The organism is Syntrophales bacterium (genome assembly GCA_035363115.1).
Taxonomy (GTDB): domain Bacteria; phylum Desulfobacterota; class Syntrophia; order Syntrophales; family PHBD01; genus PHBD01.
The window spans coordinates 18,408-42,021 of the sequence record DAOSEM010000004.1; the positions used below are offsets into that span (position 1 = coordinate 18,408).

At 62.5% G+C, this 23,614-nt stretch carries 16 protein-coding genes; 6 read left to right on the top strand and 10 right to left on the bottom strand.

Features of this window, described 5'->3' with window-relative positions; translation table 11 throughout:
• Together PLO63_09890 and PLO63_09895 are read left to right on the top strand one after the other, a co-directional pair.
• Window positions 1–285, top strand: a complete 285-nt coding sequence (locus PLO63_09890) for a zinc ribbon domain-containing protein (GenBank protein ID HOI74445.1) — start codon at window positions 1–3, stop codon at window positions 283–285.
• A 142-nt stretch (window positions 286–427) separates the two neighbouring features.
• A complete protein-coding gene (locus tag PLO63_09895) occupies window positions 428–1,012 on the top strand; it encodes a GNAT family N-acetyltransferase (GenBank protein ID HOI74446.1) in 585 nt (194 codons plus the stop codon).
• Here PLO63_09895 and selD read toward each other — a convergent pair.
• Together selD and PLO63_09905 are read right to left on the bottom strand one after the other, a co-directional pair.
• Window positions 963–2,012: a selenide, water dikinase SelD gene (selD, locus tag PLO63_09900; protein HOI74447.1), complete on the bottom strand. Its 1,050-nt coding sequence runs from the start codon at window positions 2,010–2,012 to the stop codon at window positions 963–965. The genes PLO63_09895 and selD overlap by 50 nt on opposite strands.
• A 28-nt stretch (window positions 2,013–2,040) precedes the next feature.
• Window positions 2,041–3,213, bottom strand: coding sequence for an aminotransferase class V-fold PLP-dependent enzyme (locus tag PLO63_09905; protein HOI74448.1), 1,173 nt, complete (start codon window positions 3,211–3,213; stop codon window positions 2,041–2,043).
• Window positions 3,214–3,465: 252 nt separating this feature from the next.
• Here PLO63_09905 and PLO63_09910 point away from each other — a divergent pair, with 252 nt between their 5' ends.
• Window positions 3,466–4,329 carry a radical SAM protein gene (locus PLO63_09910; GenBank protein ID HOI74449.1) on the top strand — a complete coding sequence of 288 codons (864 nt, stop codon included), beginning with the start codon at window positions 3,466–3,468 and terminating at the stop codon, window positions 4,327–4,329.
• A 221-nt stretch (window positions 4,330–4,550) separates the two neighbouring features.
• Here the strand turns inward: PLO63_09910 and PLO63_09915 are convergent, their stop codons facing one another.
• Window positions 4,551–5,546, bottom strand: coding sequence for a D-alanyl-D-alanine carboxypeptidase family protein (locus tag PLO63_09915; GenBank protein ID HOI74450.1), 996 nt, complete (start codon window positions 5,544–5,546; stop codon window positions 4,551–4,553).
• A 143-nt stretch (window positions 5,547–5,689) separates the two neighbouring features.
• Window positions 5,690–7,051, bottom strand: coding sequence for a deoxyribodipyrimidine photo-lyase (locus PLO63_09920; GenBank protein HOI74451.1), 1,362 nt, complete (start codon window positions 7,049–7,051; stop codon window positions 5,690–5,692).
• Window positions 7,052–7,271: 220 nt separating this feature from the next.
• On the opposite strand from PLO63_09920, the gene PLO63_09925 reads away from it, so the two are divergent.
• From PLO63_09925 to PLO63_09935, 3 genes are all read left to right on the top strand, one after another.
• On the top strand, window positions 7,272–7,664 hold the full coding sequence (locus tag PLO63_09925; GenBank protein ID HOI74452.1) for a RidA family protein: 393 nt from the start codon (window positions 7,272–7,274) through the stop codon (window positions 7,662–7,664).
• Between the two features lie 2 nt (window positions 7,665–7,666).
• Window positions 7,667–9,058, top strand: a complete 1,392-nt coding sequence (thrC, locus tag PLO63_09930) for a threonine synthase (GenBank protein HOI74453.1) — start codon at window positions 7,667–7,669, stop codon at window positions 9,056–9,058.
• A gap of 145 nt (window positions 9,059–9,203) precedes the next feature.
• The gene (locus PLO63_09935) at window positions 9,204–10,793 is read left to right on the top strand and encodes a diguanylate cyclase (GenBank protein HOI74454.1); all 1,590 of its coding nucleotides are present in this window, start codon (window positions 9,204–9,206) and stop codon (window positions 10,791–10,793) included.
• Window positions 10,794–10,841: 48 nt separating this feature from the next.
• On the opposite strand, the gene PLO63_09940 is transcribed toward PLO63_09935, so the two are convergent.
• From PLO63_09940 to PLO63_09965, 6 genes are all read right to left on the bottom strand, one after another.
• Complete coding sequence (locus PLO63_09940) at window positions 10,842–13,583, bottom strand: PAS domain S-box protein (GenBank protein HOI74455.1); 2,742 nt, start codon at window positions 13,581–13,583, stop codon at window positions 10,842–10,844.
• 152 nt (window positions 13,584–13,735) lie between these two features.
• The gene (gene rhuM / locus PLO63_09945; protein ID HOI74456.1) at window positions 13,736–14,161 is read right to left on the bottom strand and encodes a RhuM family protein; all 426 of its coding nucleotides are present in this window, start codon (window positions 14,159–14,161) and stop codon (window positions 13,736–13,738) included.
• 33 nt (window positions 14,162–14,194) lie between these two features.
• The gene (locus PLO63_09950; GenBank protein HOI74457.1) at window positions 14,195–16,342 is read right to left on the bottom strand and encodes a PAS domain S-box protein; all 2,148 of its coding nucleotides are present in this window, start codon (window positions 16,340–16,342) and stop codon (window positions 14,195–14,197) included.
• A gap of 83 nt (window positions 16,343–16,425) precedes the next feature.
• Complete coding sequence (locus PLO63_09955; GenBank protein ID HOI74458.1) at window positions 16,426–17,511, bottom strand: response regulator; 1,086 nt, start codon at window positions 17,509–17,511, stop codon at window positions 16,426–16,428.
• A gap of 3 nt (window positions 17,512–17,514) precedes the next feature.
• Window positions 17,515–21,948 (bottom strand): PAS domain S-box protein, encoded by a 4,434-nt coding sequence (locus PLO63_09960; protein HOI74459.1) that lies wholly within the window; start codon window positions 21,946–21,948, stop codon window positions 17,515–17,517.
• Window positions 21,949–22,041: 93 nt separating this feature from the next.
• Window positions 22,042–23,310, bottom strand: a complete 1,269-nt coding sequence (locus PLO63_09965; protein HOI74460.1) for a hypothetical protein — start codon at window positions 23,308–23,310, stop codon at window positions 22,042–22,044.
• Between the last annotated feature and the right edge of the window lie 304 nt (window positions 23,311–23,614).

A 23,614-nucleotide genomic window follows, 5' to 3' on the forward strand; every position in this document is an offset into this window, starting at 1 on the left:
ATGCCGATCTACGAATACAAATGCCGGAAATGTGGAAAGGTTTTCGAGATGTTCCAGCGGATCACGGATGATCCTGCAACGTCCTGCCAGTTCTGCAAGGGGCCGGTGAATAAGCTCATGTCCCAGACGACGTTCCACCTGAAGGGGGCGGGCTGGTACGTAACCGATTACGGCGGAAAAAAGGCCCCCAAGACCGAGGCTCACGAGACGAAGGAATCTTCATCCTCTTCGGAGACGACCTCAGGCGACGCTGCAAAACCCGAATCTTCCTCCTCCGACGCATAAGAACGAAAAGATAGAGGGGCAGGTTTAAACCGACCCTCCAGAGATGGCTCAGAAAAGGGGACAGGTTTCCGAACCTTCCCCTTTTATTATTTGCTATGAGTACAAACGCAAGCATGCCTCCGTTCTCTTCTTACGCGAAATCATGAATACCCCCAAGCCTGTCGCAATGTCCACCGGCTCCCTGGAGATGATCGCGGCCACGCCCGACCATCTTGCCGCCGAGAACGAATCCCCCGAATGCCTGGCATCCCTTCTGAATGCGCGGGTGGAACCGGGGTGGCCGCCGGGTGAATACGACCGGGACGCCCGGGAGTATTTTCGGGAACGCCTGGAGGAAGGCGGCGCGGACGTTGCCGGATGGTACGTCTGGTATGCGCTTCGGAAGGGAGAATCAGGCGGGCCTTCGGTTCTGGCGGGCGCCGGTGGATACTTCGGACCCCCCGACAACGACGGCACCGTCGAGATCGGCTTTTCTGTCATGCCCGGCTGGCGGGGACTGGGATGCGCGACGGAAATGGCCGGCATGCTTGTCCGGCGTGCCTTTGCCGACGGGCGGGTGCAGAAAGTCGTCGCCCATGCCGCGCCCGCAAACCCGATGTCCCGCCGTGTACTCGAAAAATGCGGGTTTTTCTTCGTTTCCAGGGACGAGACGTCCGGCGACAATCGTTTCGAAGTTTTTATACCACCCGGATCCGGCCCGGGTTTTCCGCGGTCACCTCGCCGATGATCGCGGCGCTTTCGACGCCGGCATTCCGGATCCGGCGGAGGAGTTCTTCCGCTTCCCCGGCGTCCACGGAGACAAAGAGGCCGCCCGATGACTGGGGGTCGTAGAGGATGTCCGCCAGCCATTCCGGGCAGGAGGACTCGACCGTAACCATCCCCTTTCGGAAGGCCCGGTTCCGGTGGAGGCCTCCCGGAAGGATTCCCGTCTCGGCCAGGTCCCGGATGCCCTTGAAATAGGGGACCTCCGACGAGCGGATCAGCAGTCCCGCCTGCATTCCCTCGATCATCTCGCAGGCGTGGCCCAGGAGGCCGAAACCCGTGATGTCCGTGCAGGCGTGGATTCCGGGGGTTTTCTCGATTTCCGCGGCCGCCGCGGCATTGAGGGCGGCCATGGAGCGGACCGCCTCCTCCGCCAGTTCCGGGCCCGCCATTCCCGCCTTGATGGCCGTACCGGCGATGCCGGTCCCCAGGGGCTTCGTGAGGATCAGCCGGTCCCCCGGCCGGGCGCCGCGATTCAGGAGAACCCGGTCGGGATGGACAATCCCCAGGACGGACAGGCCGTATTTCGGCTCGTCATCCTCGACGCTGTGACCGCCTACAAGGAGAACACCCGCTTCCCGCATCTTGTCCAGCCCCCCCCGGAGGATCTCCCGGAGGATCGTCTTGTCCATCCTGGCGATGGGAAAGCACACGATGTTCAGGGCCGTCACGGGCCGACCGCCCATGGCGTAGACGTCGCTCAGGGCGTTGGCCGCGGCGATCTGCCCGAAGGCGTACGGATCGTCGACGATGGGCGTGAAGAAGTCCACCGTCTGGATGACCGCCAGGTCCTCCCGGAGTTGGTACACCCCCGCGTCCTCGCCGTGCTCCATGCCCACGATCAGGCTCGGGTGCGAGGCGAGCGGGAGGTCTTTCAGGACTTCGTGCAGGTCGCCCGGACCGATCTTGCAGGCTCAGCCGGCCCCGCGGACCGTCTCGGTCAGGCGGACATTCTCCTCGGTCATTCGTTTCTCCGGAAGCAAATATAACAACTCATGTTTTACCGCTGCTGATCTCTTCCAGCGCCTCCAGGGCCGCCGTTACGTCCGTGGCATCGTTGAAGAGGCTGAACGAGAAGCGGACGGCTCCGTCGGGGAAGGTCTTCAGGGTCCGGTGGGCAGCCGGGGCGCAGTGCAGTCCGGGGCGGGTCAGGATTCCGAAGCGCTCGTCCAGGACCAGGGACACCTCCGCGGGCGATAGGTCCCCCACGTTCAGGGAAACGACGGGGATGCGCCGCGCCGACTCCGAGGGGCCGTAGACGGTCACACCCCGGAGGGTGTGGAGTCCATCCAGGAAGGCCGCCGTCAGGATTTCCTCGTGGCGACGCACGCTCTCCACGCCCACTTCCAGGATCGTCGCCGTCCCGGCGGCCAGGCCCGCCAGGCCCACCGTGTTGGGCGTTCCCGACTCGAACATGTCGGGCAGGAAGTCCGGCTGCTCCTCGAACTCGGAACGGCTCCCCGTGCCGCCCCGGAGGAGGGGGCGGAGCCGCCGCTCCATGCCGGGACCGATGCAGAGGCCCCCGGTCCCCTGGGGCCCGAAGAGGGATTTGTGGCCCGTGAAGGCCAGCAGGTCGATCTTTGCCTGCTCCATCGACAGCGGTACGGCTCCGGCGGTCTGGGCGGCGTCGACGCCCAGGACGATCCCCCGCTCCCGGGTGATGGTCCCGATCTCCTTCACGGGCAGAATCGTTCCCGCCACGTTGGAGGCGTGGGTCATGAAAACGGCCCTGGTGTTCGGCCGGATCGCGGCGGCCACGTCCGCCGGGTCAAGGGCGCCCTCCCGCGAGCAGCGGACCGCCGTGACCTCCACGCCGTTCGATTCCAGGAAACGGAGGGGGCGCATGACGGAGTTGTGCTCGACGGAAGACGTGACTACGTGGTCCCCCGGGGAAAGGAGGCCCAGGATGGCCAGGTTCAGGGCCTCCGTGGCGTTTTTCGTGAAGACGACCCGCATGGGATCGGAGACCCCGAGCAGGCGGGCTGCGTTTTCCCGCGCCTCCAGGATGACCCGGGCCGCGGCGACGGAGAGGCGGTGGGCCGAGCGGCCCGGGCTGCCTCCAATCTCTCGGCTGAACCGGTCCATGGCCCGGTAGACCGCCTCCGGCTTGGGCCAGGAGGTGGCGGCGTTGTCGAGGTAGCGGATCGGATTGTGTTCGGAGTTCAAGGCGTCGATAACCCCTTCCCGCCCGGGAAACCCCGCTGCCTGCCGTTCGGCGGGCGTTTCCCGCGGCTCTGCTATCTTACGGAAAGGACATCGATTTGCAAGAGAATTCCATTTGACGGGACAGGCCTTTGTGGTATGGGACGCCCGGAACTGCTAGTACAGGGAGACCGGAAATACGATTTCATGAGTCTGAATTCTTCTTTCCCCTTGCGGGACGTATTCGATTTTGCGGGTTTTTTTGCTGGACGCCTCTTGCTCCGGCGGAAGACCCCCCTCCTGGCAAGCTTCAAGATCACCTGGCGGTGCAACCTGGCCTGCAAAGGATGCCCGTTCCACCGGCGGGCGAAACAGCCCGGGAGTTCCATGGAATGGGACACGGTCCGGCGCTCTCTCGATGCGCTGGCGGAGATGGGCACCCGGATCGTTGTCTTCGAGGGCGGCGAGCCCTTCCTCTGGGAGGACCGCGGGCGCACCCTGGACGACGCCGTCAGTTATGCGAAAGGCCTCTTCACCCGGGTCGCCGTGACCACGAACGGGACGTTTCCCCTCCGTGGCCCGGCGGACATCCTCTGGGCGAGCCTCGACGGCCGGAAGGATACCCACGACCGGCTCCGGAGCGGCTCCTTCGACCGGGTCATGAAGAGCCTGCGGGAAACCTGTCACGCCCGGGTGCTCGTTCACGTCACCGTCCACCGGGAGAACCGCCGGGATCTGGAGCCGCTGCTTGCGATGCTCCGGGACATTCCCTCCGTCCGAGGCGTCACGCTCCAGTTCTTCTACCCCTACGGCCAGGGGGAGGCGCCTCTGTCCATGACCCGGGCGGAGCGTCGGGAGACGGTTGAGGAGATTATCCGCCTGAAGGAGCGGGGTTTCCCCATCCTCAACGACGCAGGCCGCCTTCGTGCCATGGCGGCGGGTTTGTGGCGCTGCCATGACGACATCCTGGTCAACGTGGATCCGGACAGTACGATCACGCAGGGATGCTATGTGAAGAGCCGCGGCGAGGTCCGCTGCCGGGACTGCGGCTTCACCCCCGTGGCGGAGGCGTCGGGAGGCGTGGATCTGCTTCCCGGATCCCTCCGGGCGGGCTGGTCCGTCTTTCTCTCCCGGTCATAGGGGAGTCCCGATCCGGCGTCATCGCCGAGCCTTCCCGAACCCGGTCCACTGGGGAGAACATTTGCCCGGGAGGGAAGGGATGCCTATCTTTTCCCGTAGGCGCAGAAGATTCCTTCGGCACGCGGCCGGAGAAATCCTCGAAACCGGCGCCGCCCGGAGGAGACGATGAACGATTTCTGGATTGTCCTGCTTGTTATCGGGGTGTGGTTCTTTCTTCAGGCCTACCTGCTGCCCAGGCTGGGGGTCAGCACGTGAATGCGCCCCGCCTGCAAGGATGCAGGCAAAGAGGAAGGACCGGTTTCGGAGGAGGACTCCTCGGCCGGGTCCCGCTGAGCGTCTGAATGAACGGCGGCATGCTTCCGGCCGCCGTTCGCCTTGTTGAAGCCCACGTCCAGCAACCGTTCCGTCTCGCTCGCGCGTAGTTTCGGCGTCCGGGCTCCCAGGACCACCGCCATCATCCGGATATTGTCGCGTTTCGCCGTGGCGATGATGTTGTAGCCCGAGGCGCAGACGAACCCCGTCTTGATTCCGTCCGCTCCGGGGTAATGGGCCAGGAGCCGGTTCCGGTTGCGCAGGATCTTGTTGTGATAGGTGTATTCGCGCATGGAATGGACGGTGAGGGATTCTGGGAAGTGGTCCAGGTAGGAACGGGACAGCGTCATCATGTCCCGGGCCGTCGTAACCTGCCCCTTGGCCGGGAGACCGTGGGGATTCACGAAGCGGGTGCGGGTCATCCCCAGCTCCCGTGCCTTTCCGTTCATCCGGGCCACAAAGTTCACCGCGTTTCCTCCGCCCAGGTGCTCCGCCACGGCCTGGGCCGCGTCGTTGGCCGAGGCCACGGAGATCCCCTTGATCAGCTCGATGAGAGGCACCTTTTCCCCTTTTTCGAGAAACATCGTGGTGCCCTTCGTGGCGTATGCCTTCCCGCTGACGGCCACCAGGTCGTTCACGCGGACCCTGCCCTGCTGGAGATCTTCGAAGACCAGGTAGAGGGTCATGATCTTCGTCAGCGATGCCGGTGGAATCATCTGGTCCGGATTCTCGGCGAAGAGCATATCGCCGGTGTTGTGGTTCACGACAACGGCCGATTTGAGAATGGGCGCCGGCGGTGCCTTGCTGGCCTTGCCCCGGGCCTTCTTCGCTTTGGCCAGGGCGGCCGACGGGACAAGAAGGAACAGAAGAATGAGAACGACGGCGATGACTCTGCGATATTGCATGGGGCGATTCCCTCTGGGTTTGTAAGATTCGGGGGCCGCCGAGGTGCGGCTGCATGGAAACATACGGGATTGGGCGGCGCAACGCAAGGAAAAATCGGGTTCCGGAGGAGAGGGGAGGCGCCGGATCCCCGGAAACAAAGGGCTCACGCTTCTGTGCCGAAACGCTCCAGATAGGCTCCCATGTCAAACTTGCGCTTGAGCCCCGCGGCATTCATGTATCGGACGTTCCCGAAAATGGTCCGCTCCCCCCAGGGCCGGTCGTGCTTTCCGAGGCACCAGGCCACCCCGGCAAATCCGTTGGGGTCCCGGCCGTCCAGCTCCCAGCGGTTGTTCAGCGCGAGCATCGTCCGAAAGGCATCCGCCGGGGAAGCGCTCCATTCGAGGATCTTCTTCCCCCAGTACATCCGCATGTAGTTGTGCATCTTCCCCGTCCGGACCATCTCCCGCTGGGCCGCGTTCCAGAAGGGATCGTGGGTCCGGGCCTCCTCGAGGTCCTGGAGGCCGTACACGTACTCCCGGGGATCACGGGCATGGTCTTCCAGAGTCCTCCGGGCCCAGGCCGGGACGGCCCCTTCGTACGCGTCGTAGGATGGGTTGTAGTGGACGAAATTCACGGCCAGCTCCCGCCGGACGATCAACTCCTCCAGGAAGGCATCCTTCGCGGCGGGGTTTCCCCGCCGGGATGCCCGGACGGCCAGGGCGATCTCCAGGGGGGAGATATGGCCGAAGTGCAGGTATGGGCTCAGGTCCGATACAGCATCGGAGCCGGGGATGTTCCGCTCCGTTGCGTAACGGTCCAGGCCGTCGTCAAGAAAGCGCTCCAGGCGTTTTCCCGCCTCGCCGGGGCCGCCCCGGAAGGAATCGACGGGCGGCACGCTCCGATCCAGGGAAAGGGTACGCAGGACGGCCTCCGCGTCGTCCAGGGAGAGACCGGGCAGCCGAAGCCCCAGGGAATCGCGCTCTACCGGCGTCTCTTCCAGGGGATGCAGGAAATCCGTCAGGCGCGTCCGGATCTTCGGCCGCAGTGTGGCGGCGCTGAACTCCTCCTTCGGTGAGGCCGACTCCACGGGGACGATCACGTCCGATTCGACCTGGATGAGCGGGCAGAGGGCATCCCGGGCGGCGGCCTCCCGCCATGCCTTCTGGATCCGCAGGTAGCCGCGGTCCGTCACGGCCAGGGCGGCGTCCCGGCACAGCTCCAGGGCGCCCTTTTCCGGAGAGACGATCCGGACAACCAGGGCGACCCCCCGTTTTTCCAGGTTATTCCGAACCTCCCGCAGACCCTCCAGGAGAAACCGGTAGTGCCGCAGGTTCGCCTCGGGGAAGTCCGGCGTGAGTCCGAAGAAGGCCACGACGGGAAGAGCCGGCCCGTTGGCCTCCCGGATGGCGAACTCCAGGGCGTGGTTCCAGGACGCCCGCTGGGACGCCTGCATCCAGTAAAGGATCCAGCGGCCCCTCCGGGGGGACTTGCGGTTCAGGGGAGTGATGCGCTCTGGATGGATCATGGATGTTCGATTCTCCCGGCCTGAGATACCCGGGATTGTCACGTCCGGCCCCTGAAATGTCAACAGGAAAGGAGACTTACGCCTTGACAGGCCCCGGGGTGTTTCCTATAGTGGCAAGCCACCGCCGGAAACGGCGGATTCTGCAGCATCCCGTGCAGGGTATGCGGATCCCGGCAGGGCCATCCTGCATCGGTTCATTCCTGGATATGCGGAGGATCTCATGACAGCCAAGGACATCATCGCAGCGGAGGCGGCCCCGAAGGCTATCGGCACCTACTCCCAGGCTGTCCGGGCGGGGGCATTCGTGTTCCTTTCCGGGCAGATCGGTTTGGACCCGGCGACGATGGCGCTGGAGGAGGGGATCGAAAGGCAGATCCACCGGGTCTTCTCCAACCTGAAGGCCGTGGCGGAGGCCGCCGGGCTGGCCCTGGACGATGCGGTCAAGCTGACCATCTTCCTCACCGACTTAGGGCATTTCCCCAAGGTGAACGAGATCATGGCACAATATTTCAAGGAACCTTATCCCGCCCGGGCCACCGTGGGTGTGGCGGCCCTTCCGCGCCAGGCCCTGGTGGAGGTGGAAGCGATCCTGGCGGCGGGAAACGGAGGATGAACGTGGCTGAGCGGATCCTGTACTACAGCACCAACCGGAACCTGGACCAGGCGCCGGGGATCGTCCCCTTCAAGGGAAAGGTGTCCTTCCGGGAGGCCCTCCTCCAGGGCCAGGCCCCCGACGAGGGGCTCTTCATGCCCGACCGGATCCCGGCCCTGAAGCCCGAAGAGATCCGGGCCCTGAAGGGCAGACCCTATACGGAGGCCGCCCTGCTCGTGGGCTGGGCATTCCTGCGGGACGAGATCGGGAAGGACGAACTCCGGCGGATTGTCAAAGACGCCTATGACTACGAGGTCCCGCTGGAGCCGATAACCGACCGCAAGTACGTGATGCGCCTCGACCGGGGCCCCACCGCCTCGTTCAAGGACTTCGCCGCCCGCATGATGGCCCGCCTCATGAGCCACTTCCGGGATCCCGGCAGCCGCCTGAACATCCTGGTGGCCACCTCGGGCGACACGGGAAGCGCCGTGGGCGACGCCTACCGGGGCGTCCCGGGCATCGCCGTGACGATCCTCTATCCCCGGGGCGAGGTAAGCGGGCGCCAGAAGAAGCAGCTCGACACCATCGGGCAGAACGTCCAGGCGGTCTCAGTGGAGGGCAAGTTCGACGACTGCCAGGACCTGGTGAAGCAGGCCTTTGCCGATCCCGGGCTCATGGGGATGAACCTGACCTCGGCCAACTCCATCAACTTCGGCCGCATCCTGCCGCAGATCGTCTATTACGTATATGCCTGCGCCCAGTTGGCGGAGCCGGGCGAAGAGATCGTCTATTCCGTTCCCTCGGGCAACTTCGGAGACGCCCTGGGGTGCGAGTACGCCCGCCGGATGGGCCTGCCCGTCCGCGCCCTGGTCATGCCCACCAACGAGAACGACGAGTTCCCGCGTTTCCTTGAAACCGGCGTCTACGCGAAGATTTCGCCGTCCCGGGCCTGCCTGTCCAACGCCATGAACGTGGGGCATCCGAGCAACCTGGCGCGCTTCTTCGACCTCTACGGCGGTACCGTCGACCGGGGCGGCCGCGTATGGAAGCGGCCCGACCGGGACGAGATGCAGCGGCGAATCTTTTCCGTGTCCGTCTCCGACGACGAAACCCGCCGGACCATCCGCCGGGTCTACGACACCTTCAGGGTCGTCCTGGAGCCCCACGGAGCCGTGGGCTGGAAGGGACTGGAGACTTGGCTGGAGCGGCACGGCGACTTCCCCCTCTGCGTCTCCCTGGAGACCGCCCACCCCGCCAAGTTCCCCGAAGAGGTAAGGGCAATCCTGGGCATCGACCCGGAGCTGCCCCCGAGCATGCGGGACCTGGATTCACGGACGGGTGAGCCTCATGAAATGAGCGGGCGATATGAGGATTTCAGCGAGTACCTGAGAAAGCGCCTGCGGGGAAAGGACTGACGACGGACGCTTTCCGTCCGTCCGTCGATCCGCTCTTCCGCTGAGGCGGCGTGCGGCTGTTCCGATTCCGGCGGGGGTGTTCCGCCGAAAACGGCGGCAACGGGATCATTGGAAGGCACAGGCAGGGGAGGAAATCGGGAGGCCTATGGATCGACTCGATCAGAAACTGGTTCAGCTGGAGCGCAAGCTGTTCGACCTGTCCAGCCTCCTGCAGGCGGGCAAGGCCTTCGACAACCTGCTGGGCGCACGGGAGCTCTACAACGTATTTGTCAGCATCGTGCAGGAGCGCTTCGGTCTTTCGACCTATGCCCTGTTCATCATGAACGATGAGGGGACCCGGTTCGAAATGGTACAGGGCTTCGGCCTGGCGGCGGATCTGGCGGCGGATTTCTCGTTTCCGGCGGATGAGGGGCTGCTCTGGCAGGCGCTTCGGCAGGGGCAGCCCTTTGCCACGGTCGACAGCCTGGGGGAGCCCCGCTTCGCGGTTCCGTTCGAAAAATATCGGCTGTCGGGACTCTCGAGCCGGTATTTCGTTCCCCTGGTCCACCGCGGAAAGGTGGTGGGGCTGCTCAGCGTCGGCACGAAGAGGTATACCGGTTCCTACACGGACGACGACCTCGAGTTCCTGAACATCCTGGCCGAGCAGGCCGCGGTCAGCATCATCACCGCCAGGCTCTATGAGAAGAGCGAAGCGAGCATGGTCGAGCTGAACAAGACGGTCAAGAACCTGTCCATCCTGTACAACATCGGCCGGGCCATGAACCACATCGGCGACCTGAAGAACCTGCTGAAGTTCATCCTGCAGCAGGCCATCGAGACCACCGAGGCCCAGAAGGGATCGCTGATGCTCTTCGATCAGCAGACCCGGCGGCTGGTGATCCATGTCGTCAATGGACTCCCAGACAAGAAAACGGAGGAGGCCATCAATTCGGGCCTGATGAGCTGCCGGACCTTCGCCGTCGGCGAGGGCATCGCCGGCAAGGTCTTCGAGACGAGGGAAGCGATCATCGTCAACGCGGCGGACAAAGACGAGCGATACCTGGAAAACCGGGAATCCAACGTCGAATCGATCCTGTGCATCCCGCTGGTCGTCGCGGACGAGGCCATCGGGGTCATCAACATCACCAACAAGCGAAGCGAGGGGATCTTCACGGCGGAAGACCTGGAGCTGCTCAACGCCCTCGGCAACCAGGCGGCCGTGGCGATCAACAACACCTCCCTCTACGAGATGGCGATCACCGACGAGCTGACGGGGCTCTACATCCGGCGCTACTTCAACGTGAAGCTGGATTCGGAATTCCGGCGCGCCAGGCGGTACGGCCACCGCCTCACGCTGGCCATGTGCGACCTGGATCACTTCAAGAGCGTGAACGACACGTACGGCCACCAGATGGGCGACAAGGTTCTGCAGGCCGTGGCGGCCCTGCTCAAGGCTCACGCCCGGGAAAGCGATATCCCGGCCCGGTTCGGCGGGGAGGAGTTCGTCGTCATCCTCCCGGAGACCGGCGGGGAGGGCGGAATGGTTTTCGGGGAGCGAATCCGTACCGCCGTGGCGGGAAGCAAGGTGGAGGGGTATCCGGATCCGTTCACCATCAGCATCGGCCTGGCGACCTTCCCGGACGACGCCGACTCGATCCAGTCCCTGATCCGTGCCGCCGATTCCGCCCTGTACGAGGCCAAGGAGAGCGGGCGGAACCGGGTTCAACGCTTCGTCCCGCCTCCGGCGGCGAACTGACCGGAAGCGCTCCGGCAAAGCCGCCGCCGGGTTCCGGGCAGGCCGGCCTCAGTCCAGGGCCGCCCGGACCTTGGCGGAGAGCTGCTCGATGCGGAAAGGCTTCTGCAGGAACCCGCTGCAGCCGCGGTCCATGATATCCTGGGCCTGGCCGTTGATGCTGTATCCGCTGGAAAGGATGACCCGGACCGCCGGATTGATCTCCCGGAGGCGGTCGAAGGTCTCTCCCCCCGAGATCCCCGGCATGACCATGTCGAGGATCACCAGGTCGATCTTCTCCTTCTTTACCATGTACACGGCAATGGCGTCCTGGCCGCTTCCGGCCACGTAGACCCGGTATCCCAGGGAAACGAGAAGCTCCCGGGTGACCTCGGCCACCGTCTGCTCGTCGTCGACCAGCAGGATCGTTTCATGGCCTCCGATGATCGTTTCGCTTTCCTCCCGGCTCCGGACGACCGCTTTTTCCGTCGCCGGCAGATAGATGGTGAATGTCGATCCCCGGCCGGGCCGGCTGTCCACCTGGATGATGCCCCCATGCCCCTTCACGATGCCGTACACCATGGCCAGTCCAAGTCCCGTACCCCGCCCGATGGCCTTCGTCGTGAAGAAGGGGTCGAAGATCCGCTCGAGGATCTTCCGGTCCATTCCGATCCCCGTGTCGGAGACGCGGATCTTCACGTATCGGCCCGGTCTGGCGTCGTAGGGCGCCGTATCCTCCTCGCCCAGGACGACATTCGCCGTCTCCAGGTCGATGTCCCCGCCCGCAGGCATGGCCTGCCAGGCGTTCACGTAGAGGTTCATGAACACCTGCTCCATCTGTCCCCGGTCGACCTCCACGGCCCGGAGATCCTCGGCGAGGTTCCGGTAAATGGAGATTTCCTTTTTCGTCCTCCCGAAGAGGGAAGACGTTCCGGCGAGGATTTCGTTCATGTCGGAGGGCTTCACTTCATATTTCCCGCCCCGGGCGAGGCCGAGGAGCTGCTTCGTCAGGTCCGTCCCGCTCTTCACCTGTTCCTCGATCCGCTTGAGCCGGTCGTAATGTGGATGCGACGGCTCCAGGTCCAGCAGGGTCAGGGAAGCATATCCCTGGATGCCCATGAGCAGATTGTTGAAATCGTGGGCGATGCCGCCGGCCAGGGTCCCGATGGCCTCCATCTTCTGGGCCTGGCCGAGCTTCTTCTCCATGTCCAGCAGTTCCGTGACGTCCTTCATCATACCCACGACGCCGATGACGCGTCCATCCGCATCGCGAAGAAAGCTGCTGTTCATGTTGAAGATACGCTCCATCCCGTCCCGGGTCAGCATGGCGCCGATGTGGTTGCTGACGACCCTGTTTTTATCCCGGATCCCCCGGAACAGCTTCCGGTACGTTCGCCGGTCGTCCTCCCGTGCGAAATCCGTGAAGTATCGACCCTGCAGCTCCTGGACATCGTGTCCCAGGATTCGCTTCCAGGCGGGATTGGCGTATGTGACGGCCCCCGTCATGTCCAGGGTGTAGATGATGTCCGGGGCGTTCTCGCTCAAGTCGCGAAAGCGCGCCTCGCTTTCCCGGAGCGCCTCCTCCGCATGCTTGCGGTCGGTGATGTCGAACATGGACCCCATGATCGTCGGCCTGTCAGACAGGTCGATGGACGCGGCGGACAGCTCGATCCACTTCTCCCGCCCATCCTTCCGGATGATCTTGAATTCATACCGTTCCGACGGCTCTTTGCCCTCCAGGCGCCGGGTGCCCCGGCCCCGAACCATTTCCCGGAAATCCGGGTGGATGAATTGCCAGAAGGGGAGGCCCTCCAGTTCGGTCAACGTGTAGCCGGTGATGGCCTCGAAGGCCTGGTTGACATAGATAAAAGCGTTGCCCTGGATGAGATAGATGCCCGCGGAGGTGCTTTCCATCAGGGCCCGGTATCTTTGCTCGCTCTCCTTCAGCGCCTTTTCCGCCTGCCTGCGCTCCGTGATGTCCAGAAGCGAGGCAATGGTCTGGGTCGTGCCGGGGATCAGATCTGCTTTCAGGGCGATGTCCCGGACGCGGCCGAACGCGTCGGAGAAGCGGAATTCGTAATATTTCGATGCGTTTTCGGCATCTTCCCGGCGCAGGCGGTGCTGCTCGATCATTCTCTCCCGGTCCTCCGGCACGACGAATTCCGTCCAGTTCCTCTTCCCTTCCGTTTCGCCCTTCGGACAGCCGGACAGCTTTTCGAACTCCGTATTGGCGAGGCTGATGGTCGTGTCATCCTCCACCACGATGATCGCCGTTCCCGAGTTTTCGAACAGCATCCGGAACCGGGATTCCGACTGCCGGAGCGCTTCTTCCGCCTGCCTGCGCTCCGTGATGTCGTTAATCAGGTACAGAATTGCCGTGCGGTCCCCCCGGCGCATCAGGACGGTCGCCGAAAGGGAGACCCAGGTGAGCCGGCCGCCGGCACCGACAATCCGGAACTCGTACGAGTCGGGAACCGGCTCCCTCCTCAACCGTTTCCCGTAGTTCGTTACGATGAGCTCTCGGTCCACGGGCCAGACAAAGTCCGGAAAGGACCCGCCTTCCAGCTTCTCCGCGGGAACTCCCAGGAGACCGGCCAGCTTTTGATTGACGAAGACGAAGCGGCTGTCCTGAAGGATGAAAACCGCCTCGTTGGCCCGGTCGATGGTGCTTCTGTATTGCTGGAACAGCTCTATACGAAACTCCTGCACCGTGTTCCCGGTCGAAAGCGCCTTATCACTGACGGCCGTCTCCTGCGGGCACGGATCCTTTCTTTCGTCGATGGTCTGTCCTCCGTTTTTTTTTCCCTCACCCATAACCATCCTCAATCTGTTTGGAATCGCGATGAAAATAAAAAACCCCACCATCAGGAAGGCAGGGTTATTTGAGCATGTCGTTTCGATCCATGTGAAGATTTACCCAACCGGTTGTTTTCGGGTCGGCATGCTGGCCCAGATGAGCCGGGATGTCAAGAGGCAGAACAGGGCGGAATATTCGTCTGTTGCATGTTTGTTGTTGGGGAGTATGGATCTGTCCAGATGCGGAACTGGGTGCCGCTCTTTGAATTGACGCGGTAGCCGACGGAAATGACGGCATCGAGGTTGTAGAATGTGCTCTCGTAAGTTTTGCCGTCTCTGGCAGTATGTGCAAAAAATGCACATACTGAATCTTTCAATAATTCACGTGATATGAATATATTGCCCAGGTGCTTTGTGATAACGCTACGCTCTGTTTGAAACAGCTCGGACATCTGTCTCTGTGTGAGCCAAATTGTTTCCCGCTCCAGTTTCACGTCCACACGGACGCCCTCGGGAGATTCATAGATCATGACGACCTGCCCGTAATCCGCCGGGGGCTCGCGCAGGATGTTTCGCCCGAGGTTCTTTTGTCTCATGTCATTCCCTTCAAGATTGGTTCGCGGCACCGGTCAGCGTTCCGCCGGTTCCGATTCCTGTCCCAGGGCTCTCTTCACGGCCCGGGCGAGGTCGCCCAGGGAGACGGGCTTCATCAGGAAATCCCGGCAGCCGAGTTTCTGCGCCGCCTCCTTGTCCATCCGCTCGCTGAATCCGGTGGTCAGGATGATCGGGAGATCGGGCCGGATCTTCAGCATCTCCTCGGCCAGGCGTGCGCCGGTCATGTTGGGCATCGTCATGTCCGTGATCACCAGGTCGTAGTCCCGAGGGTTTGCACGGAACGCCTCCAGGGCGTCGATGCTGCTCAGTCGGATGGCCACGTCATAGCCGAGGGACGTGAGCATCTCCCGCCCCAGGGAGGCGATGGGCTCCTCGTCGTCGACATACAGAATGTGCCCGCTCCCCTCGGGAATCAGGGCCATCTCCGGCCCTTCCCATTCCGTCGCGGCATCGAGCAGGGGCAGGTGAATCGTAAAAGTGGTTCCTTTCCCGGGCTCGCTTTCCACGTGGATCATCCCACCGTGGTCCTTGATGATGCCGTACACGACGGACAATCCCAGCCCTGTCCCTTCGCCGGACGCCTTGGTTGTGAAGAAAGGATCGAAAATCTTGTCCCGGACAGACGGATCGATCCCTTCCCCGGTGTCGCTCACCACCATCTTCAGATAGGGACCTTCTTTCAATCCCGGATCGAAAACCGGGCTTTGCGCGGTGAGTAGCTGCCGGCCGAGTCGCACCTCCAGGACACCCTCCCTGTCCCGCATGGCGTGCACGGCATTGGTACAGAGGTTCATCAGCACCTGGTGGATCTGGGTGGGATCGGCCAGGACGGTGTCGTGGTGAGTTTCGAATGACGTGCGGATTTCGACGGTCGAGGGAATGGACGACCGAAGCAGCTGCAGGACTTCCTTGACGACAGGGGTGACGACCATCGGCTTCATCTCCTGCTCCCGCCGGCGGCTGAAGGTCAGGATCTGCTTGACCAGGTCCCGGGAGCGGTCGCAGGCCTTCAGGATCTGTTCGAGATAGGGCTGGATCTGCGGGTCCGTCGTCCTGAACCGCGCCAGTTCCGCATAGCCTATCATCGCCGAGAGGATATTGTTGAAATCATGCGCGATGCCCCCGGCCAGTGTGCCGATGGCCTCCATCTTCTGGGCCTGCCGGAGCATCGTCTCGAGTTTGACCGCCTCGGTGATATCCCGGTTGAGGGAAATGTAGCCCGTCAGTACCCCCGCGGAGGTCACCAGCGGACTGATGGTCGAATCCGCCTGGATCAGTTTCCCGTCCTTCCGCCGGTTCGTCATGCGTCCGCTCCAGATCATGCCGCCCTTGAGGGTCTTCCAGAGATTCTCGTAAAAGGAATGATCCTGGACGCCGCTCTTCAGGAGCGACGGAGTCCTGCCGATGGCCTCGCTGCGGCTGTATCCGGTGACTTTCTCGAAGGCCGGATTCACGTACTGGATGACCCCGTCCGGGTCGGTAATCAGGACGCTTTCCGCGGCCCGCTCGATGGCGAAATTCAGGCGCCGCAGGTCTTCTTCCGCTCTCTTCCGCTCCGTAATGTCCAACAGGACGCCGTGATAGAGAATCGACGGGCCTTCCTTTTTCGGTGTGGCGATTGCCTGGAACCAGAGGGGGTCCCCGTCCGGCTTGACAAACCGGCCCTCGAACCGCCAGGGGGTCCCGGAAACCACCGCCTCCCGGAGTGAGGTCAGGAATCGGTTGCGGTCCTCCTCCACGACGTGATCGGCGAACATCGGGAAGAAGGCGTCGATCTCCGTGGACAACCCGAAGGTCTCCGTCAATTTCTCACTGACGTAGTTGACGTTGCAGCCTCCTGCGTCCGTGGCAACGAACTGGTATGCGACGCCGGGTATATTGGTCGCGATGCTGTGCAGCAGGATCTCCCTCTCCTGGAGCGTCCGGTTCATCCTCATCAATCGATCCATATACGTGTGGATGAGAACATAGAGCAGAGACGCCGTGATCAGGATGAACAGGATGCCCTTTGATATCTGGACATACGTCATCACGTTTGCATCGCGGACCAGCCAGGCGAGGACGGTGTCCGAGAAATATATCCACAGCACGCCGAAGAAAATGTAGATGCCGATGATCTTCAGGATTGCGTAGCGATCGTGTCGTTGCGAGGACGAATCCATATGCGCATCCATCGAATGGCCGTAAAGAAGGGATCTCTTTGCCGGCAGGCGGGCCCTTCCCGGTCCCGGCGCCTGTTGATGCCTTATCCTGTGTACCCCATTTCCAGTCCGATCCGGTCGAATTCCTCCTCCAGCGCCAGGAAGGCGGCCACCACGACGGGGTCGAACTGGACGCCGCTGCCTTTCTCAATGAATCCGAGTGCCTGCTCCCGTGTGCAAGGTCCCTTGTAACAGCGGCAGGAGCGCAGCGCGTCGTAGACATCCGCGACGGCCATGATCCGGGCCGCCAGAGGGATCTCCTCTCCTTTGAGCCCGTCGGGATAGCCTCTCCCGTCCCAGCGTTCATGGTGGCTCCTCGCGATGGAGATCCCCATGTTGATGAATGTGTTCCTGGGGTACACGTTGCGAACCGACTCCATGGTTGCAGCACCCACGACAGGATGCTCCTTCATGATGATGAACTCTTCCTCGGTCAGCTTGCCGGATTTCAGCAGGATCCGGTCGGGGCTGGCGACCTTGCCGATGTCGTGCAGCGGGCTGGCATTGAAGATGTTATGGATGAATGCCTCGTCGATCACCCGGTTGTACGGCTCTTGCCGGCCCAGTTTTTCCGCCAGCATCCCGCAGAATGTCTGGACCCGCTCCAGGTGCCTTCCCGTCTCCCTGTCCCTGGACTCGGCCAGCTTGGAGAGGGCGAAGATCGTCGACACCTGGGAGGCGGAGATCTCCTGAACCTGTTCCGCCACAAGGTCTTCCAGGTGAGCCTGGTAGCGCCGCAGCTTGAGGTGGGTCTCCACCCGCGCCTCGACCTCTTCAAACTGGAACGGCTTGGTCACGTAATCGACGCCGCCGCTGCCGAAGGCCTTCACTTTGTCGAGCGTCTCCGTGAGGGCGCTGATGAAAATAACGGGGATGTCCCGGAACCTTACATCCTGTTTCAGCCTCCGGCAGACCTCGAAACCATCCATCTCCGGCATGGTGATGTCGAGGAGGATCAGGTCGGGTTTTTCGTGCTCCACGGCCTTGAGGGCGAGTTTTCCGCTGGGTACGGGCCGCACGCGGTGGCCTTTCTCCTTGAGCATGCCGGCAAGGAGGGTGAGGTTGGCGGGCACGTCGTCCACAACAAGGATATCGGCTTGGACGGGATCCGTTTTGCTTTCGTTCTTCATGGATTATGCTCCAGGTGAAAAAAGCTCGATCAATGCTTCATATTCATAGCGGGCGGCCATCTGCCGCACCCACCGGGTGAAATCCGGATGTTCCGCCACTCGTCCGACCAGCTCGTTCAAGAGGTCCATGTCGGCGCTCTCCACCGCGTTCCGCATCTGCGAGACCAGTTCCGGGGCGAGGGCGGAGACGGTCCGCTGCATCAGCGCGGAGTCTTCCTCGCTGTCGGGTGCCCTTTCCGGCGCCCCGGTTTCATCGTACAGGAATTCGGCTCCCGTGAGCAGGCGGATGGTTTCAAACAGATCCTCTTCCTTGAACGGCTTCGACAGGTAGCCGTCGGCCCCGGCGGCGAAGATCCGCTGCCGGTCCTCCTCGAAGGCGCTGGCCGTGACGGCGATGACGGCCGTGCCCTTCAGTTCCGGCGTTGCTTTGATGACGCGCGTGGCTTCGTAACCGTCCATGACGGGCATGGTCATGTCCATGAGGACCACCCGGGGCTTCCACTCCCGGATCATCCGCAGGGCGTCCTCCCCGTTGACGGCCTCCCGGGTGGCGAATCCGACGTTGCCGAGCAGCCGGGAAAGAAGCTGGCGGTTCGTGTCCCGGTCGTCGGCGACAAGGACACGGATCTCGCCCTGACCGGGCTTGAGACGCAGGACGCGGCGCTTTGCCTCCTTCGGTTTCGCCTGCTCCTCCGTTCCTTCCCGGATGGGGATCTCGAAGCGGAAGGTTGTTCCCCTGCCGACGGTGCTGGTCACCGTGATGGATCCTCCCATGACCTGGATAAAGCCCCGGCTCAGGGCCAGTCCGAGGCCGGTTCCGCCGCTCTTGACCCCGGTCCGGGTCTGCTCGAAGGCCTGAAAGAGGATGCCTTTTTCCTCCTCGGTCATGCCGGGCCCCGTGTCCTCCACTTCGAAGAGGAGATCCACCTTGTCTCCCTTTCCGGCCCTGGCAGCCACGCGCAGGGCGATGCCGCCCTCCTCGGTGAACTTCACGGCGTTTCCCAGGAGGTTGATGAGGATCTGGCGGAGCTTCCCTTCGTCCGTTACCGCCCAGCGGGGAACAGGCCCGACCTCCTCCAGCAGGAAGGTCAGTTTTTTTGAATCTGTCCGGATGCGGAACATCCGTTCGATGTCCCGGAGGAATGTGTGCAGGTCGAAGGTGTTCGGCGTGAAGGTAGCCCGCCCGGCCTCGATCTTCGACATCTCCAGGATGTCGTTGATGAGCGCAAGCAGGTGTTCGCCGCTGCGGTTGATAACATCCAGGTGTTCCCGGGACTGCGGCGAGAGTTCCGGGTCCCGCTCCATGAGCTGGGCGAAGCCGAGGATGGCGTTCATGGGTGTCCGGATCTCGTGGGACATGTTCGCCAGGAACGCACTCTTGGAGCGGCTTGCCGCGTCGGCTGCATCCTTGGCCTCCTGGATGATGGTGATGTCCCGGACAGTACCGCGGAAGCCGGTGATGCTTCCCTGTGCGTCCCGCATCGGATAGGCGGAGGCGGCCGAGTAGGCACTGGCCCCGTCTTTCCGGGTGAGCCGCCAGTAGAAGTCTCCGGAGGGCTTGCCGCTCACGTAGACTTCATGGAAAATCCCGTAGATATGCCGGACTTCGTCTTCGTCCATGTAGGCGCTGAACGGGAGTCCGGCGAGCACCTCCTCTTCATCGTACCCCAGGAATCTGCGCAGGGCCGGATTGCAGAAGCGCATGCTGCCTTTCAGGTCGACCTCGTAGTAACCGCTGTCCATGGTTTCGAGGATGGTCCGGTATTTCTCCTCGGCCTCCTTCAGCTCCGCCTCCATCCGCTTCCTCTCCGAGATGTCGCGGGACACACCCACAATACCGGTCAGTCGTCCTGCATCGTCACGCATGGGGCTCAACGTCACATCTACCCAGAAGGTGGAACCGTCTTTTTTGTACTGCTCCAATTCAAGATGGGACGTGGGATTGTTACCCTTTTCGATTTCGGGAAGGACCCGGAGATAGTCCTCAAAGAGCACGTTCAGGGATTCCGGTGTCATGGCATCGGCAAAGGATTGCCCCATGGCCTCCTCGGGGGTCACACCCCGCAGTTTCTGAATCGCGGGACTTATGTAAGTCATACGGAGATTCGTATCCGTTGTATAGATCACGTCACCACTGTTCTCGGTGAGGAGCCGGTACTTTTCCTCGCTCCGGCGGAGCGCCTCGGCGGCGGCCTCCCGCTCCGCCTCCGCCCTTTTTCGTTCCGAGATGTCGCGGGTCACACCGTTGAAGGCCACGGGCCTGCCCTGTTCGTCCCGTTTCAGGACGGCGCTGATCTCCATCCACAGCCGTTCGCCGTTCCTGGCGATGTGCTCCGCCTCCATCACGATCCGGTCCGAAGGCTCCTTGCCCGCGGCGACCCTCCCAAAGCAGGCCATCACAGCCTCCGTGGTCTCCGGGGTAAAGACATTATCGAGTTTCATGCCCACCGACTCCTCGGCGGTGTATCCGAGCGTGCGTTCCACCGAGTTCGAGCAGAACGTGTAGCACATGGCCTTCAGGTCGAAGATCCAGATGATGTCGTTCGTGTTTTCCACCAGGAATTTATAATTTTCCTCGCTTCGGCGCAGCGCCTCGGCGGCCTGCTGTTTTTCTGCCTCCGCCCGCTTCCGCTCGGTGATGTCGCGGGAAACGCCGAGATAGCCGATCAGGCGCCCTTCGTCATCGCGCATGGTCATCATGGAGGCCTCCACCCACACGGTGGAGCCGTCCCCGCAGTACTGCTCGATCTCGATGCGCGCCGTTGGATTCTTTCCCTGCTCGATCTCGGGAAGGAAACGGTTGTACGTGGAGAGGACCGTATTCAGCGATTCCGGAGTCATGGCCTGATCCACCGTCTCGGCCAGGGCCACCTCGACCGTGATTCCGCGCAATTTCCGGATGGAGGGACTGACGTACGTGAAACGCATTGCCGTGTCGGTGGTCCAGATCACGTCCTCGCTGTTTTCGGCCAGGAGCCGGTACTTCTCTTCGCTTCGGCGCAGCGCCTCGGCGGCCTGCTGCTTTTCCTCCTCCGCCTGCCTCCGCTCGGTGATGTCCGTTGTCAACATGACGATGCCGATCGGGGCGCCTTTTGCGTCGCGCAGGAACGTGATCGTGCTTTCTGTCGGGATGATGGAGCCGTCTTTGCGATAGGCCTCCAGTTCCAGGACTCGCACGTTATTGACGGAGAAATCCGTCGCCAGCCCCCTTGCCAGGTCCTCCTCGTAGGCTTTCATGGCAAATCCCATTGATTCCGGGGTGAGCCATTGATTCAGCGACAGTGCCACCGCCTCCTCCTGTGTAAATCCCAGCATTCGAAGGACCGCGGGACTCACATAGGTGTTCTTTAGATTCATGTCCCAGATCGACAGGACGTGAGGGATCGTTTCAACGACCCGCCGGAGTTTCTCTTCGCTCTCGCGCAGGGCTTCTTCCGCCCGCTTGCGCTCGCTGATGTCGCGGATGATGTAGACCATGCCATAGGGAGTGCCGTCTTGCTGCTCGAGGACGCTTCCGTTCACCTCGTACAGAGACTTCCTGCCCCTTTCCAGGATCAGGTGGTATTCCTTCGGCCCGAGGGGGCCCTCCATCATGAGGATCGTGTTCTGAATCGCCGCTTCGAGATCCTCGGTGGCGACGAAGGAGAGCATGTTCTGTCCGACGATCTCCTCTCTTTTGTACCCGCTTACTTCGAGGCCTTTCTCGTTGATGTAGAGAACCTCGCCCTGGATGTTCGTGCGGATCACGACGTCGGGGATGGCCGCGATGAGCCGGGTTGAGAACTCCTCGCTTTCCCGGAGTGCCTGGTTCTGCTGCCAGATCTTCTTCGATTTTTCCCAGCTGTTGAACCGCAGCCGGTCCAGGAGAAAAATGAAGAACGCCACAACCACGATCGCGACCAGGAGGTCGTTCAAGCTGTAGCGCGAGCGGACGGAGTCGAAATACATCCCCTTGGCGAAGCAGGTGCCGAAAAAAACCATGACCGATACAGCGAGGATCGACCAGGCCGCCCGCCGGGGAATCGGGATGAGGGCCAGCAGCGTGGTGACGAGAAGATAGCCGCCGAGATAGGCCGGGTCGGCCTTGGACAGGCCGGTGATCGCCGCCGTTGCGATCTCGAGATAGCCGCTGATGACGATGATGAAAAGCAGGCTGTAGGGCTGGAATCGCCTGATGCTCTGCAGGATCAGGACGGTCAGGCCCACCACCGAAAAGCCGATCCGGAGTGCAATCATGAGCGGCTTGTCCGGGTGGAGCTGCCGGTCGATGGGGATATAGGGGAGCAGGGCGAAGACGGCAATCAGGGAGACGATGAATACAATCTTGCCGCACTGATCGTTGAGCTCCTGAAAGAACGTCTCCTTGTAGTCGGACGTACCGTTCCAGGAAACAAACGGAACACGGATCCGCTCCCAGATGGATGGCTGGTCGTTCACTATTTTCCTCCCCCTGAATGACGTGCGAATCATAGAGTATGTAAATGGATCACACCGTCTATGCAATGTGAAAATGAGAAGCGGAACCGCGGCCTATGGTCTGGACCGGGAGTGCCGGAGGAGCGTTTCCACAAGCAGGTTCCTCTCCTCTTCGTCTGCCGTACCGAAGGCCAGGACTTCATCGGGCATGGCGAGGCGGGAGGTGGGGCCGTAAATGGATTCCCGGCCGGCGATGCCGTCGGCGATCTCCCGCGCGTCTTCGATGCCGGAGACGCCGCCGGACAGGATGAAGGACTTGAATCCCCTCATGGCCGCTTCCCTGTACAGCGCAGGCTTCCTGACGCGGGGGTGCCGGAAGGCGTACAGCGCCGCGTCCAGGACGGAGACGTCGCGGTCCGCCGTCCCGTTTAGAACCGCGGCCTCGACGGCCTTGTGCCCCGTCGGCAGCGCGTCCTCGATGCACTCCGCGCCGCCGGCGCCGTGGGCTCCCTCCCGCCGGGAGGTCTCCAGCGCCAGGGATATCTCCGCCGGGCACGCGGAGAGAAAGCGGGCGATCCGCTCCGCCGCCTCCGCCATGCGTCCGGGGGTGATTGTCGAGGGGCCGTCCGGGAACACGCAGTACCCGAAGGGTGTGATGATCCGGTCGCAGATGGAGAGCCTTTCGAGGAACATGCGGCGAGAGCGTTCCGGGTCGCCTCCCGAGAGTTCGAGCCACGCCGGCCTGCTGAAAAACTCCCGTTTGGCGTTGAACATGTATCCCTCGTCGTCCGGGAACAGATAGAGCGTGTAGTGCAGCGGAGAGCCCACGAAGACGATGTCCTCCATCCTGCAGAAGCCGGAGGCCAGGGCCAGGGAGGCGATGAGCACGCACTCGTCGAGGCAGGAGGTCATGCCCAGCGGATGGGTCTTCATGTCCTTCAGAAACCGGCCGTACGCCAGGATGATGTCCACGGTGGGGTAGACGAAGCGGGGGGCGGCGCCGTTGTCGATCAGTCTTTTCAGGAGATCGAAGGCCGGGTCCTGGATGGCCTCCATTCCCTTCTTCATGATGGACATGGCCCGGTCGCTGGAGAACAGCTCGTCGGGGTCCGTGATCGCCTCGCGCTCGTAAAGTCCCCAGATCCGCAAGAATTCGATCGATTTGGTGTGGTAAAAATTCCTGTTCACGAATGTGTGGAGCTTCTTCATGGACGGCCCGGCCCCGCCCGGGCCGCCCCCGCCGGAACGGATCCGGCCGGCCATCTCCCAGAGTTTCGGCGACAGGAGGTTGGCGATCAGAAGAGCGACGATCAGGTCGGGATAGCGCGCAGCGGTGAAGAGCGATGGACTGACGGCCTTGATGAGATAATCCGTCTGTTTCATTCCTGTTTCCGGCATCGGTCGTTTCTGCCTTTCTTTCGTGAATGATCCGGATTGCGCCGCGAATGATCGGCCAGACGAAGGCCCCTGTCAAGAAGGACCATGGGGAAGATCATCGGAAGGGTCATGCGAAACCGTCCGCCGGGGCTCGCAGCGCCGTATCCGGTCCGGTTGCGGCGGCGTCTTTCAGAGAGTTGCCGTCCCGGTATCACGGTTTCTCCGACGCGGCAACGGATGCCGGCGGTTTGGTTTCCCTGGGTCCCCGGTTTCGCCGGCGCGGCGACAGGTACCGCCGGGTCGTATGTTT

Bases quoted from the DNA above. Each gene is read 5' to 3' on its own strand.
- PLO63_09890 (HOI74445.1), top strand. From the start codon at position 1: ATGCCGATCTACGAATACAAATGCCGGAAATGTGGAAAGGTTTTCGAG.
- PLO63_09895 (HOI74446.1), top strand. From the start codon at position 428: ATGAATACCCCCAAGCCTGTCGCAATGTCCACCGGCTCCCTGGAGATG.
- PLO63_09915 (HOI74450.1), bottom strand. From the start codon at position 5,546: ATGCAATATCGCAGAGTCATCGCCGTCGTTCTCATTCTTCTGTTCCTT.
- PLO63_09920 (HOI74451.1), bottom strand. From the start codon at position 7,051: ATGATCCATCCAGAGCGCATCACTCCCCTGAACCGCAAGTCCCCCCGG.
- PLO63_09925 (HOI74452.1), top strand. From the start codon at position 7,272: ATGACAGCCAAGGACATCATCGCAGCGGAGGCGGCCCCGAAGGCTATC.
- PLO63_09935 (HOI74454.1), top strand. From the start codon at position 9,204: ATGGATCGACTCGATCAGAAACTGGTTCAGCTGGAGCGCAAGCTGTTC.
- PLO63_09940 (HOI74455.1), bottom strand. From the start codon at position 13,583: ATGGGTGAGGGAAAAAAAAACGGAGGACAGACCATCGACGAAAGAAAG.
- rhuM (HOI74456.1), bottom strand. From the start codon at position 14,161: ATGAGACAAAAGAACCTCGGGCGAAACATCCTGCGCGAGCCCCCGGCG.
- PLO63_09950 (HOI74457.1), bottom strand. From the start codon at position 16,342: ATGGATTCGTCCTCGCAACGACACGATCGCTACGCAATCCTGAAGATC.
- PLO63_09955 (HOI74458.1), bottom strand. From the start codon at position 17,511: ATGAAGAACGAAAGCAAAACGGATCCCGTCCAAGCCGATATCCTTGTT.
- PLO63_09965 (HOI74460.1), bottom strand. From the start codon at position 23,310: ATGAAACAGACGGATTATCTCATCAAGGCCGTCAGTCCATCGCTCTTC.